The sequence below is a fragment of the Ruegeria sp. CK1 genome (genome assembly GCF_056536545.1).
Genome location: NZ_JBQFPX010000001.1, coordinates 890,839 through 903,840 on the forward strand (window position 1 = coordinate 890,839; position 13,002 = coordinate 903,840).

The window sequence follows — 13,002 nt, forward strand, 5'->3', positions numbered from 1 at the left end:
TTTCGATTGTCGGTTTCTTCCTTAGTTGAGGCAATTACGTCTTTCCAGCCTCATTTGCGACTCCTCACGCCGCGTCTGGACTTTCCTATTAAATGTTCTATTTTTGTTCTTATGTTTGTTGTCCCCGTTCGCTCTGTTTCACAAACCAGGGATTGGCCGCGCCCACCCGCCTGTTTGCCGGCCAATCGGCTGAACGATCCACCCGAGGGTGCACGAGTGACCGTGGCCGGACTGGTAATCCTACGGCAGAGACCTGGGACAGCTAAGGGGGTGATCTTCGTTACGCTTGAGGACGAAACCGGCATCGTAAACGTGGTGGTCTGGCGCAAGATTTACGAGCGCTTCCGCCGGGCGGTGATTTCGGGGCGACTGCTGCGGGTCACGGGCCGGATGCAGCGCGCGCATTCAGTGACCCATGTGATCGCGGAAGAGATCGAGGATATTTCAGCCATGCTGGATGTGCTGGTACGGGGGAAAGCCGTGTAAAATGGTAGGAAAGATACAATAAAATGCAAATATTTACATTTTAAGGGTGCAGTGAAGAAACTTCTAGACATAAGGCATTCCGGTCGATGAAATTCAAACACCGTAATTGGTCCGAGGTTTCACGTGGCAAACTATTCCTACATAGGTTATTCGCCTGACGTCATAACGGTGACGGTGTTTGGTTTTGGTACAGTCACCCTGTCACCAACATACGATCCCGAGACGGACCGGCGCATATTCAATGTTGAGGACCTACCCGGGCCACCGCCGCTTATCAACGGCGACCCTGACAATGGTACGGATTTTAATGGTGACCGCTTCAACAACGAAATAGGCGATGACCTGACCCAACAAGGTCTTGTTACTGATTTAGACGGTAATCCAATTTCCGGTCTTACTGAAAATGGAAATATCTATCTTGAAGAATCCTATGCGCTTTCAGATCCCGGTGGCGGTACAATCACCGTATACAGGGTTGAAGTGGACGGTGAGCTTGCTGGGTACATAACCTCCGAACCGTTGGTGCCGGGCGTCAATTACGACTCTTTTCCATCGAATGTAACACCAGACAATGCGCCGGACACGACAGACCCGGATGCAATCGTCGACGTCCCTTGTTTCGTTCAGGGCACATTGATTGCGACGCCGTCGGGTGAAAAGGCTGTCGAAGCGCTTGAAGTCGGCGATCTGGTTATGACCGCTGAGAGTGAAGCTAAAGAGGTTCGGTGGATCGGGTCGCGGTCAATTGATGTTTCACATGCTAACAAATGCCACCTAAAGCCCGTTAGAATTACCAAAGGCGCGTTGGGCTCAGGATTGCCGTCATCCGACCTATTTGTGTCGCCCAACCATCGGATACTTATTTCTGCTGCCGGGCTAGAGTTACTTTTCGAGGATGCTAACGTTCTGGTGCCTGCGAAGTTCCTATTGGGCCTACCAGGGGTCGAGATTGCATCGGACTCTTGCAACATCGTCTATTACCACTTTATTTTCGACCAGCACGAGATTGTGGTGTCAAACGGCGCGTTTACGGAAAGCCTGTTTCCGGGGGATATCGCGGTGCAAGGGATGGCGCAGGAAGCGCGTAAAGAACTTGTTGAAATTTTCCCTGGCGTTTTTGAATCCTTGTCGTGGGAGTACGGACCAACTGCTGCTAAGGTCCTCAGGAAACACGAAGCTGAAACGCTGATTTCCCAATACATGAAGTAGTTGGTTCAAGTCATTTCAACGCTTGAACAAAACGTTCTGCGACTGCTTATCCCTATGGTCCCCACGCAACTCTGCATGCAGTGCTCGTCCGGCCTGAACAGCGGGGCGCGCGCTCACTGTCTCAAGCCAGCGGGCAAAGTGGGGTTTGTCATCAAGAACCTGTTGTTGTCCTTCCCACAGGCTCGCCCAACCCCAGATGGACATGTCGGCGATAGAATAAAAATCGCCCGCGACGTATTCGTTATTGGCTAGGCGACGATCCAGTACGCCATACAAGCGCCCGACCTCGGTACGGTAACGGTCTTTGGGATAGGGCAGATCCTGCGGGGGTTCCATGTTGGGCGCGTATTTCAGGAAGTGATGCGCTTGACCCGCCATCGGGCCGACACCGCCCATTTGCCACATCAGCCACTCTTCAACTGCGATCCGGTCGCGTTCGGTTTCGCCGTAGAACTTGCCGGTTTTGCGGGCCAGATACATAAGGATGGCACCGCTTTCGAATACGGAAACAGGCTCTCCATCTGGGCCGTCGGGGTCGACGATGGCAGGCATTCGGTTGTTGGGTGAAATCTTCAGGAATTCTGGGTCAAACTGATCACCTTTACCGATGTTGATCAGATGAGTGGTGTAGGGCAGTTCCATCTCTTCCAGCGCGATGGATACTTTCCAGCCATTTGGCGTGGGCCAGAAATACAGATCGATCATGATATCTCCTCAGATTGAGAAGATCATGAGGCTTTCGGACAGAGGCCACAAGACCTAAGCGGGGGCACTCTTGTTACATCACGCATCGGGCGAACACTGCGCAAAATCAAGAGAGCCGAGCAATGATATCAGCTACGATCGTGATCAGCTGCCTTTTGGCTTCTTTTTCAGGCCGGCTGCAATAGTTTCCCAAATCAGGAACAGCATGATCAGTGCGGGCAAAATGGACACGCCAGAGAATCCCGGCGCGTCCGGGCCAAAATCCTTCTCGATCTGTTTAACCAGCGTACCAAGGCCGGACGGCGGCTTGCGCAGCTGTTTGAAGCGCTTTTGAGTTGTGGGGATCAGTATTTTCAAATTCTTCGACGGGTCCTTGTTCGCCAACTTCGCCGCCTTATCAAATTCCAAAACTGTTTTCTGAAGACTGTTCATCACCGAGTCCATCCAGTCAACAAGCTGTTGGCTGTATGGGTCCAACTGCGCGTACACCGGCGACCCTTGTAGTTTTGTTATTGGCATGAATTTGCTCATGAACGCCGTAACTTTCTTTCGCGCGGCCATGATCTTGCCCTTGTCGAGCTTGTTCAGTTTTATATCGAAATTGGTGGGCCGGATCTCTTTGAAGAGTTTAAATAGGCCCTTTTCAGCCTCACCGACCGCTTTGCGAACCTTGTGGTCCGTTGCACTAAGCTCTGACACGGGAATTCCTTTTCTAAAATATGGCCGAATTATATCACAACGCTTAGTCTGCGATATAGTCTTGCCACTGGATAGGCAGTTCCACGTTGTATGGCTGGCTTGTTGAAACCCACCCAATGATCCTCGGCACACGCAATGTGCCCTGTGTATGAATAGTGCGGCCTAGGGTGTTTTCTGTCCGCGCCGCCGCCGGTCAGGAGGTTTTCTGGGCGAACGGCAGGGGGCCTTTCGGACGCGGCAACGCGAACAGCCGGGACCAGCGGCGGGTGGAGGTCTGGGGCAGACCGTGTTTCAAAAGCGACAGGCTCAGTCGCGCGTCGTTGCGCAGCAGAGCGTTATAGACACGCAGGACGCCGGGGCGCGTGTAGCTGGACCAGTGGCATATGCGGCGCTGAGGGTTTCCGATCGGGAAAATCAGGCGCGAAAGGTGGTCCAAGGTCTGCGCGCAGTCAATTTGCAGTGTGACGGCATTTGACGCGTGAAAGCCGATACCGATGCTGCGGTCGCCGCGTCGGGGCGGTTGGATTATCCGTTCATACAAAAAGTCGAAAAAGTCGTTTTCGCGGCTTGTCACGTTGATAAGCTCGGCTTGTAAACCTGCAGGTGTATCAAGCGCGGCTAGCGCGCGGCTTTGGTACACAGCCCCGGACATTGAGATGATACGATTCAGTGATCCCGGGGCGACGTGGTGCAACGCCTCCAGCGCCAGCTCGGTTCCCATGGAATGCCCAATGAAATGAATGGGACGTTCCGGATTCAGGTGGCGCAGTTCCGTGATCAAATTCGCCAATGCGCGTCCGGCCTCGACCGCGCGGCGGCGCGCGGCCCAAAGCGGTCCTTTTGCATTCCAGCCAAACGCAATCCCTAAACCTTCGTCGTTGAAACCGGACCCGAACCCAAGCTGTTGTGGCCAGCTTGGGCAGTGCCAAGGCATAGGTGTCGGGTGAATTGCCAGAATATGACGGTGGGGGCAGGCTTTGGCGTCATCGGGTCGGTATTTGTACCCGTGTGTCATGATGATGACCGGACCCTGTGTATGGTCCGATTGCCGCAAAACACTGCTCGGGGACCGAGTGCTGCGGTGAAGGGTGAGTGTATCGCCAATGGCGTTGATCCTGATTACTGGCATCTGCTCTGCCTCACACAAGATGTTGTGCCGCCGATGTGTCATAACGCTATGACGCTTTGGTGAAAGGTCGGTTACAGAACCGTGACAGTGCGCTTGTCAGGGTTGACGAGTTCGCATGTGCGGCGTAAGGGCAACATCACTACGTGGCGATTTGTTACCGGATTGCGGGCCACGCTAAATACATCCGCTAAAAGGTCAGGATGAAAGGCCCCTTTCGCTTGACCGCGTCTGGGGTTTTTTTGATGCCCTTGCCTGACAAGGGTCGAGAGGAATGACATGAGCGAGAGCTGGAACAAACGCACCCAAGCCGTCCATGGCGGCATCCGTCGCAGCCAATACAACGAAGTCAGCGAGTCGATATTTTTAACTCAGGGCTTTGTTTATGAAAACGCTGAGCAGGCCGAGGCGCGGTTTATCGAAGCCGGCCCAGACGAGTTCATTTATGCCCGCTATGGCAATCCAACAGTTTCGATGTTCGAGCAGCGTATCGCGGCGCTAGAAGGCGGCGAAGACGCTTTTGCCACCGCATCGGGCATGGCAGCCGTAAACGCGGCATTGACTTCGATGCTTGAAGCTGGCGACCACGTCGTTTCGGCCAAGGCTTTGTTCGGTTCGTGCCTCTATATTCTGGAAAATATACTGACTCGTTTTGGGGTTGAGGTAACTTTCGTCGACGGCACCGATCTAGAGGCGTGGCAAGCGGCGATCCGGCCGGACACGAAGGCAGTATTTTTTGAATCCATGTCAAACCCGACGCTTGAAGTGATCGACATTTCAGCAGTTGCCAAACTTGCCCATACCGTAGGCGCGCTGGTGATTGTGGACAATGTATTCTCGACCCCGGTTTTTTCACGCGCGATCGAGCAGGGTGCGGACGTGGTGGTTTATTCCGCGACCAAACATATTGACGGGCAGGGGCGTGCTCTTGGTGGCGTCATCATCGGTACGAAGGATTTTATCCGCGGTACCGTCGAGCCATACCTGAAGCACACAGGTGGTGCCCTGAGCCCGTTTAACGCATGGATCATGCTGAAAGGTCTTGAGACTATGGCCTTGCGCGTCAACGCACAGGCCGAAACGGCTCAGGCTTTGGCCGAGGCATTTGAAGGTCACGCTGCGCTGAAACGCACGCTGTATCCTGGTTTGAAAACTCACGCCCAGAACTCTTTGGTGCAGACGCAGCTGGGCGGTAAGGGTGGCACAGTTCTGTCGTTGGATATCAAGGGTGGGAAAGAGGCGGCGTTTGCCTTTCTGAACGCCCTTACGATTCCGGTGATCTCAAACAACCTTGGAGATTCCAAGTCGATTGCGACCCATCCGGCGACCACGACCCACCAACGACTGAGTGATGAACAGAAAGACGAACTGGGGATTACACCCGGCTTGATCCGCTTTTCAGTTGGCTTAGAGGACGCTGGCGATTTGCTTGCCGATATTGAGCACGCATTGGACGTTTCTCAGCGTTAATCTCACTCTGTTTCCTGCTAAGCCCGGGTTGAAACTGCATCAATGAGGCGTAAGTGACGTTTCGTTTGCGGAAATTCATCCGGGCTGTGCTTTGATGCGTATACGGTTAAACTGGAAAATGCGTCGAAGCTGTATATAGTCCGGCGACCAACCGAGGAGCCCCGTTCAATGAATGTGCACCCCCGTGACATTGACAACGCGCCTGATACCGATGAGGCCACAGCTGCGCTGAAAACCCTGCGCAAATGGGCCGAGAGCGCAACCGAAGCCGAGATTAGCCAACTCGATCCGGCTATAGCACGTTTGGTGCCGGGGTTGGTTCCTTCAAATTACCCCACGCTGTCGCGCGACTACCCTGAGGGGTTCAGTGTAGACGCGGCTTACCGTGCAACCCTGCCAGACCTTCAGAATGGCCCTTCAAGTCTGATCCGCGGAGCCAAGCAGCAGATTCAGCATGTTGGTATCTCGAACTTCCGCCTTCCAATCAGATTTCACCGCAAGCATGGCGAAGACCTGACGTTGCAAACATCCGTGACCGGAACGGTCAGCCTTGATGCCGAGAAAAAGGGCATCAACATGTCCCGCATTATGCGCTCTTTCTATAAACATGCAGAGCGCACGTTCAGTTTTGAGGTCATGGAGGCCGCTCTGGATGATTACATGACCGATCTGGACAGTTTTGATGCGCGCATCCAAATGCGGTTTTCGTATCCGGACCGCGTCCAGAGCCTGCGGTCGGGGCTGGAAGGGTATCAGTATTACGATATCGCGCTGGAGCTTGTAGAGCGAAACGGCGTACGCCAGAAGATTATGCATCTGGACTATGTTTACTCCTCGACCTGCCCATGTTCTCTGGAACTCAGCGAACACGCGCGTGCAACGCGTGGGCAGCTTGCAACACCACATTCGCAGCGCTCGGTCGCGCGGATTTCGGTCGTGGTGGATTGCGACGCGGATTGCCTTTGGTTCGAGGACTTGATCGAACTTTGCCGGCGTGCAGTGCCCACCGAAACACAGGTGATGGTCAAGCGTGAAGATGAACAGGCCTTTGCCGAGCTGAACGCAGCCAATCCAATCTTTGTGGAAGATGCTGCTCGTCTGTTCTGCGCCGAGCTTTTGGCCGACCATCACGTGGGTGACTTCCGTGTCGTTGCCAGCCATCAGGAAAGCCTGCACAGCCACGACGCCGTGTCGGTTCTGACCGAGGGACCGACCTTTGTCGCGGCCAGCCTCGACCCGCGCATGTTCTCGACCCTGTTCCATGTAGGGTGATCGAACTAAGTACTGGGAAGTATCAAAATAAGTCTACAGGCGAAATTTCGCCGCATCGCAGCAAAAATGCTGCGACAGCACTGTGTTTTGCGCTAGAATGGCGTGGAATGCAGCCGTGGCGCGTGTGCGTTTAACCACCCACGCCACTCTGAAAGGAAGCCGAGACGTGGTACGCCCCGGAACTTCAGGCCTTTGTAATCCGTCCGAGGGATCGGGACGGGGTAGGGTCGTTCTTTCCTTAGCAGGCTGCATCGCTTTCACAGGAGAAACGACTAATGAATCCGATTACCCAACCGCTGGAATTCCAGGCGGCGGCTATTCGTATGGCCGGATACGCGGTTACCAACCAACTGAAGATCATGAAAATTTTGGCTGACTCGGCTATGGAGTTGCCGTTCGTCCCGGTACACGCCTTGCACGCGTCGTCCTCGGTCCCCGCACCGGCAACGCCCAAGCAAAAAATCCTATCCAAGCCGGTCGCCGCTAAGCCCGCCGCTAAAGCTAAAGCAGCACCAGCGCCGAAAGCTAAACCTACGGTCCGGGCTAAGCCAGCACCTAAATCCAAGACCGAATCGCCAAAGCCTATTTCAGCCAAGACAACGGCAACCCCAGTGAAAGCAACGGTTGCAAAAGCAGTGGAAAAAGCAGCCAACACTACGAAACCGCAGGAGACGAAGCCTAAGGCCTCCCCCGCTAAGCCTGCATCTCGCAGTCGCCGATCAGTTTCCGCAGCTAAACCAGCTACCAAGCCAGCGACTGCCAAGGCTCCGTCAAAAGTTGCGGCAAAGCCGGAACCAAGAACTGCAGCTCGGACCGCCGTCGCAAACGCGCCTGCAAAACTAACGGAAACCAAGACGGCTACAGCGCCAGCTGCGCCTAAAGTGAAGCCATCGAAACCAGCAATACCGAAGCCGGCAAACGCAAAACCTGTGTCAGCAACAGCTAAGCCCGCTGCTCCGAAGGTGGCCGCGAAGCCAGCTGCGTCTAAAACAGAGCCTGCCCAGAGTGTTTCGCCTCAACGTCGAACACGTGCGCCTTCAAAGCCGCCAGCAATGCCCACACCTGCCAGCAAAACTGACGGGTAATCGGGACATCCGCTTGACACAGTCGTGCAGGCGCGCCAACGCTGCGCCTCATGACGGACATGCGCCCGGTTGGATATGTGATTGGCCTGTTGGTCGCCATTCTTGGGGCGACCATGATGCTGCCTATGCTTGCAGACCTCATCGAAGGTCGGGGTGAATGGCATGTATTTCTGGAAAGCGGAATCATCACCATTCTTACTGGCGTGGTGCTGTCCATCAGCTGTTCGAACGGGGTGGGCGAGGGCCTGACAATCCGTCAGACCTTTTTGTTGACCACTGGCGTCTGGGTCGCGCTGCCGTTTTTTGGAGCGATCCCCTTTTTATTCGGTGAGACCGAACTGCGTTTTGTCGATGCCTATTTCGAGGCGATGTCGGGCCTTACCACCACTGGCTCGACGGTGATATCCGGTCTCGACGATTTGCCCCAAGGACTGTTGTTGTGGCGCGGCCTGCTGCAATGGCTGGGTGGCATCGGTATCATCGTTGTCGCCATGGTTTTTCTGCCCGAACTTCGGGTCGGAGGTATGCAAATCTTCCGCTCGGAAGGTTTTGAAACCATGGGGAAAATCCTGCCACGCGCGCAAGAGATCGCTGGCCAGATATCTCTAATCTACGTCTTTCTTACTTTCGTCTGTGCGTTGATTTATGCCGGATTGGGGATGAGTTTCTTTGATGCCGTTGTGCACGCGATGACCACCATCGCGACCGGCGGATTCTCGAATTACGATTCGTCTTTTGCCAGTTTCTCTGGTCCGATCGAGTATGCAGCTGCGGTCTTCATGATTCTCGCGGCGCTGCCATTTGTGCGCTACGTGCAGTTCGCAAACGGCAATACGAATTCTTTGTGGCAGGACAGCCAGATACAGACCTTTCTTGCGACCATCCTTGTTCTGGTCGTGGTCATGGCGGTGTTTCTGATCTCGGTCTTTCCACACCAATGGGAACAGGCATTCCGCGAGTCTCTCTTCAATATCACCTCGATCATCTCGGGTACCGGCTACGCAAGTGTCGACTACATGGGTTGGGGCAACTTTCCGGTAATGTTGTTCTTTTTGATTGGTCTGATCGGAGGGTGCGCGGGATCGACCGCATGCTCAATTAAGATCTTCCGTTATCAATTGCTGTTCGCCTCGATCAAAACCCAGATCCGCCGAATCCGGTCGCCGCATGGTGTTTTCACCCCGCAATATGGCGGGCGCACAATTGGGACAGATGTACTGACTTCGGTCATGAGTTTCTTTATGTTTTTCGTGCTGTCGCTGGGGGCGTTAGCCTGGGCGCTCGCACTGACGGGGTTAGACTTTATCACTTCGGTTTCGGGTGCTGCCACCGCCCTTGCCAACGTTGGACCGGGGCTGGGCGATCAGATCGGACCTGCGGGCAATTTTGCGGCGCTCAACGACACGGCCAAGTGGCTACTTTCTATCGGCATGCTGGTCGGGCGGCTGGAGCTGCTGGCCGTCTACGCCTTGTTCACAGTTCAATTCTGGAGAAACTAATGAAGAGACCCTTGGGGGCCCAGATCTCGCATATGCTGAAGGATCGTGGGGTTGACGTGATCTTTGGTATCCCTGGTGTACATAATCAGGAAATGTATCGCGGGATCGAAGAGGCGGGCATTACCCATGTTCTGGCGCGTCACGAACAAGGGGCCGGGTTTATGGCGGATGGCTATGCCCGTGCCACTGGCAAGCCCGGCGTGGCTTATGTGATCACCGGGCCTGGTCTATGCAACATCATAACGCCAATGGGACAGGCCTTTACGGATTCGGTGCCGATGCTGGTGATGTCATCCTGTCTGGATGAAGCACAGGCGGCTCATGGGCAATTGCACCAGATGAAAGACCAACGCGGAGCCGCCGAAACGGTGACGGACTGGTCGCGTCAGGCCGACACTGCAGAGGCAGCCTATAGGTTAGTGGAGCAGGCATTCGAGGAATTCGAGCTGTCCCGCCCGCGTCCCAAGCACATTCAAGTGCCAATTGCTCAGCTTGAGGCCGATGCCGATGCGGCACCGTTTCCCCATCAACCGGCCTTGCGTACCCAGGTTCTACCTCCTGATGTCGCGCCGGTGATGTCATTGCTGAACATTGCCCAAAGGCCGTTGTTCATTTTGGGCGGTGGGGCGAAGTCCAATTTGTGGCGGCAAATTCTCACCCAACTGGGCGCGGCCTGTTTCACGACTTACGCTGGGCGCGGGATGGCTGGATTGGGTTATGCGTTGGACTTCGGTGCCACGCTACCGCGCCCCGGAAGCGCCAACGTGATTGGATCTGCCGATCTCGTGGTTGCGGTGGGCGCCGAGCTTGGTGAGGTTGATCTGTGGCGCGATACCTTGGGGCACAGCGCCCACCTGATACGGGTCGATCTTGATCCGAAGGTATTATCGGACCACCACCGCGCGGGTATAAAGCTGCAGGCAGATGGTGAAGGTTTTGCCAAGGCACTTTGGGCCGCGGTCGAGAACATCAAGCCCGCAACTGGCTGGAACCCAGAGGAAGTCTCTGAAGCCCGTCGTCGCTGGCGGGCCGAAGTAGATGCCGAACGTCCAGGAATCGTACCTATCCTTGCGGCCCTGCGCGATGCAATGCCTGCGGATACGATGATTTATTCTGATATGACCCAAATGGCGTACGTCGCGAAAGAAGTATGGGACATGGCTTACCCTTATCATTGGCACCACCCAACAGGGTTTGGCACCCTTGGTTATGGTTTGCCTGCCGGGATCGGTGGGGCGGTTGCCCGTCGCGGAAAACCGACAGCTGTTATCGCGGGAGATTATGGGTTTCACTACACGATGATGGAACTGGGTGCGGCGGTCGAGCTGGGCCTGTCTTTGCCAATCATCCTTTGGGACAACGGCAAGCTGCAAGAGATTGAAGACAGTATGGTTCGCGGACAGATCGCGCCTAATGCCGTGGTCGCCCGCAACCCCGATTTTTGCAAGCTAGCCGAGGCTTTCGGGGCATTGTCCGCCGCTCCTTCCAGTTTGGACGAAATGCAGGCTGCTGTACGAGGTGCCTTTGATGCACCGGTTCCAACCTTGATCCGGGTGACACCGGACATCGCCTAAATCAAAAACGCCGCCTGAAAAGGCGGCGTTCTTAAGTGTTCAGATCAATTTAATCCCAACAGTGGATCAGCACGGTCATGCCTTTGGCCCTGCGGCTTAATTCGTTGGGTGAGATGTCGGCTGTCGATTGGCCAGACTGCCCAGTAGCACCCGCTTTTTCAAGAACCGTGTTCAGCCGATCTACTGTAGCGGCCAGGCTAACTGATTCAGGAAGGGTGCGACCATTGGAAGGGGTAGGCAGCAACATACCAACCACCTGCCCAGCATCATTGAAGACTGGACCGCCTGCATCGCCGGGCTGTGCGACCAAAGCCAGCCGTTTGACACCGTCTTCCCCGTCTAAACCGCGCACATCGGCAATCTCGCCAAAGGTCAGGGTTGGGGCACCTAATGCGCCCTCATAAGAGAACCCTGAAACGGCGACCTCTGATTGAATGCGTGGTTTGTCAGCGTTGAATTCCGCGATGTTGATCGGAACAAGGTTACGACGGGGGCGCAGGACCGCCACACCCAAATCGACATCGGACCAAGCAACCTGAACCTCCTGATCGTCGTTTAGGGTAATCCGGGTGCAGCTGTCAGTTGCCTCGGTGACAGTCAAGACTGTGCCATTGGCATCTGTGAAGAATCCAGAGCGGGACAGGCGGGGTTTGCGAATCTGAAGGCCTGAAACAAGGTCGACCCGTTGTTCGGCATCCGCGCCTGCGCTGGCGTCCAGAACGGCGTCGTTTGTGCGGAAGCTGGCTTTGATCGCAGCCAGAACTCTGGCCCGACGGGCCTCATCCCCTTCGGGCCAAACAAGAGTAAAGCCCTTGATCTGGCCGCCGTCCAGTGCAGCTTGAGTATAGGACACAAGCCCGTTGCCACGACCTTCCAGCGTAAAGCGGTCACCGCGCAATTCTCGGGGGCCATCCAAAGGTACAACCTCCAGCGATTGCATGACCTCGTAAAGTGCACGCAGCGTAGCCTTGTTACCGTCCTGACTGATCAGCAGCGCCTGGGCGTTCAAATCGGTGGTGCTTTTGAAATGCACAAACGGAGCCTCGTAGCGGTCAAAGCCCAAGACACCAAGTGGCAGGTCCAGATCAATACCCGCTTGCGGGTCGGAATAGCGATCCATGCCGACACTGATCAACGGTTCGTTGTAGTCGTCCATCAGCGCCCTGCGCTGCGCAGACGTCAGAACGCCGGTTGCTTCAAATCCATTGAACCTCTGCCAGTCACCCATTGAACGGCGCGTTCCCTGACCAAAGGCACCGTCAATTGTGGCGTTGTAAAAGCCTGCGGCCTGAAGAGCGGTTTGCAAATCCCGGCGCTCTTGCGCGGTCAGAAGCCGTTCAGACTGCAGAGCCTGCGATCGGGTTTCATCCGAAGGCTCTGGGGTCAGCCCCGATATACTTGGTTCAGGCTGCGGCGTGTTTTCAACGGGCGGAGTCACTACGCCACGGTTCAGGATATTTGCGCCGACTGGCCAGAATTGTTGACCCAGAGAACTGGAAAAAGCGATGTAGCTGTCAGCAGGAATCTGCCCTTCCGCCTGGTAAACGCGCAGGACCTGCTCGGCGTCGCTGCGTAAATAAGGCCCAATAACAATTGCATACCATCCAGAATTTAAGCGAAAACCATTCACGTCTGGTAAAGAGTTCGAATAAGCTTGGGCGCGTTCCAGCGCCGCACTGAGTGTCGGGCGCGCTTCGACCTGCACCCAGACGCCGGTGTCTTGTTGTGCAAGTACGGCGCGCGCGCCGAAGAATATTAAAAACGTTATTGCAGTAAATATGCGTGTCATTGGCTGCCCGTGTTCGCAGTGTTTTAGCTTTGCTATAGGTTACGCGATTTGAGGGGTGGAACGCCATGCTTGGAATACGGGGAATTTC

Annotated in this window: 11 protein-coding genes and 1 riboswitch; of the genes, 6 read left to right on the plus strand and 5 right to left on the minus strand. The window is 55.2% G+C overall.

The window, feature by feature from the left end; all coding sequences use genetic code 11:
• Positions 1-111 precede the first annotated feature (111 nt).
• Together ACR0L3_RS04305 and ACR0L3_RS04310 are read left to right on the plus strand one after the other, a co-directional pair.
• Positions 112-486 carry an OB-fold nucleic acid binding domain-containing protein gene (locus ACR0L3_RS04305; RefSeq protein WP_480743924.1) on the plus strand — a complete coding sequence of 125 codons (375 nt, stop codon included), beginning with the start codon at positions 112-114 and terminating at the stop codon, positions 484-486.
• Between the two features lie 123 nt (positions 487-609).
• Positions 610-1,695, plus strand: coding sequence for a Hint domain-containing protein (locus ACR0L3_RS04310; protein ID WP_480743926.1), 1,086 nt, complete (start codon positions 610-612; stop codon positions 1,693-1,695).
• Between the two features lie 15 nt (positions 1,696-1,710).
• Here ACR0L3_RS04310 and ACR0L3_RS04315 read toward each other — a convergent pair whose 3' ends face one another.
• The 3 genes from ACR0L3_RS04315 to ACR0L3_RS04325 all read right to left on the minus strand — a co-directional run bounded on the left by ACR0L3_RS04315 (position 1,711) and on the right by ACR0L3_RS04325 (position 4,228).
• Positions 1,711-2,400: a glutathione S-transferase N-terminal domain-containing protein gene (locus tag ACR0L3_RS04315; RefSeq protein ID WP_480743927.1), complete on the minus strand. Its 690-nt coding sequence runs from the start codon at positions 2,398-2,400 to the stop codon at positions 1,711-1,713.
• 144 nt (positions 2,401-2,544) lie between these two features.
• Complete coding sequence (locus ACR0L3_RS04320) at positions 2,545-3,099, minus strand: hypothetical protein (RefSeq protein WP_480743930.1); 555 nt, start codon at positions 3,097-3,099, stop codon at positions 2,545-2,547.
• A gap of 193 nt (positions 3,100-3,292) precedes the next feature.
• Complete coding sequence (locus ACR0L3_RS04325) at positions 3,293-4,228, minus strand: alpha/beta hydrolase (protein WP_480743932.1); 936 nt, start codon at positions 4,226-4,228, stop codon at positions 3,293-3,295.
• Positions 4,229-4,361: 133 nt separating this feature from the next.
• A riboswitch (SAM riboswitch) is annotated at positions 4,362-4,439 on the plus strand.
• A 65-nt stretch (positions 4,440-4,504) separates the two neighbouring features.
• On the opposite strand from ACR0L3_RS04325, the gene metZ reads away from it, so the two are divergent.
• Together metZ and folE2 are read left to right on the plus strand one after the other, a co-directional pair.
• Positions 4,505-5,695 (plus strand): O-succinylhomoserine sulfhydrylase, encoded by a 1,191-nt coding sequence (metZ, locus tag ACR0L3_RS04330; protein ID WP_480743934.1) that lies wholly within the window; start codon positions 4,505-4,507, stop codon positions 5,693-5,695.
• A 168-nt stretch (positions 5,696-5,863) separates the two neighbouring features.
• Positions 5,864-6,967, plus strand: a complete 1,104-nt coding sequence (gene folE2, locus ACR0L3_RS04335) for a GTP cyclohydrolase FolE2 (RefSeq protein ID WP_480743935.1) — start codon at positions 5,864-5,866, stop codon at positions 6,965-6,967.
• 238 nt (positions 6,968-7,205) lie between these two features.
• On the opposite strand, the gene ACR0L3_RS04340 is transcribed toward folE2, so the two are convergent.
• Entirely contained in the window at positions 7,206-7,715 is a 510-nt protein-coding gene (locus ACR0L3_RS04340) for a hypothetical protein (RefSeq protein ID WP_480743937.1), read from the minus strand.
• A 387-nt stretch (positions 7,716-8,102) separates the two neighbouring features.
• Here ACR0L3_RS04340 and ACR0L3_RS04345 point away from each other — a divergent pair, with 387 nt between their 5' ends.
• On the plus strand, positions 8,103-9,551 hold the full coding sequence (locus tag ACR0L3_RS04345) for a TrkH family potassium uptake protein (RefSeq protein WP_480743939.1): 1,449 nt from the start codon (positions 8,103-8,105) through the stop codon (positions 9,549-9,551).
• Positions 9,551-11,125 (plus strand): thiamine pyrophosphate-binding protein, encoded by a 1,575-nt coding sequence (locus ACR0L3_RS04350; protein ID WP_480743940.1) that lies wholly within the window; start codon positions 9,551-9,553, stop codon positions 11,123-11,125. The genes ACR0L3_RS04345 and ACR0L3_RS04350 overlap by 1 nt, the downstream gene beginning before the upstream one ends.
• Positions 11,126-11,174: 49 nt before the next feature.
• Here the strand turns inward: ACR0L3_RS04350 and ACR0L3_RS04355 are convergent, their stop codons facing one another.
• Complete coding sequence (locus tag ACR0L3_RS04355) at positions 11,175-12,914, minus strand: serine protease (RefSeq protein ID WP_480743942.1); 1,740 nt, start codon at positions 12,912-12,914, stop codon at positions 11,175-11,177.
• Positions 12,915-13,002: the final 88 nt, after the last annotated feature.

What these genes read in the sequence shown, in the direction of transcription:
- ACR0L3_RS04305 (WP_480743924.1), top strand. Translation starts at nt 112, where the DNA reads ATGTTTGTTGTCCCCGTTCGCTCTGTTTCACAAACCAGGGATTGGCCG.
- ACR0L3_RS04315 (WP_480743927.1), bottom strand. Translation starts at nt 2,400, where the DNA reads ATGATCGATCTGTATTTCTGGCCCACGCCAAATGGCTGGAAAGTATCC.
- ACR0L3_RS04325 (WP_480743932.1), bottom strand. Translation starts at nt 4,228, where the DNA reads ATGCCAGTAATCAGGATCAACGCCATTGGCGATACACTCACCCTTCAC.
- metZ (WP_480743934.1), top strand. Translation starts at nt 4,505, where the DNA reads ATGAGCGAGAGCTGGAACAAACGCACCCAAGCCGTCCATGGCGGCATC.
- folE2 (WP_480743935.1), top strand. Translation starts at nt 5,864, where the DNA reads ATGAATGTGCACCCCCGTGACATTGACAACGCGCCTGATACCGATGAG.
- ACR0L3_RS04345 (WP_480743939.1), top strand. Translation starts at nt 8,103, where the DNA reads ATGACGGACATGCGCCCGGTTGGATATGTGATTGGCCTGTTGGTCGCC.
- ACR0L3_RS04350 (WP_480743940.1), top strand. Translation starts at nt 9,551, where the DNA reads ATGAAGAGACCCTTGGGGGCCCAGATCTCGCATATGCTGAAGGATCGT.
- ACR0L3_RS04355 (WP_480743942.1), bottom strand. Translation starts at nt 12,914, where the DNA reads ATGACACGCATATTTACTGCAATAACGTTTTTAATATTCTTCGGCGCG.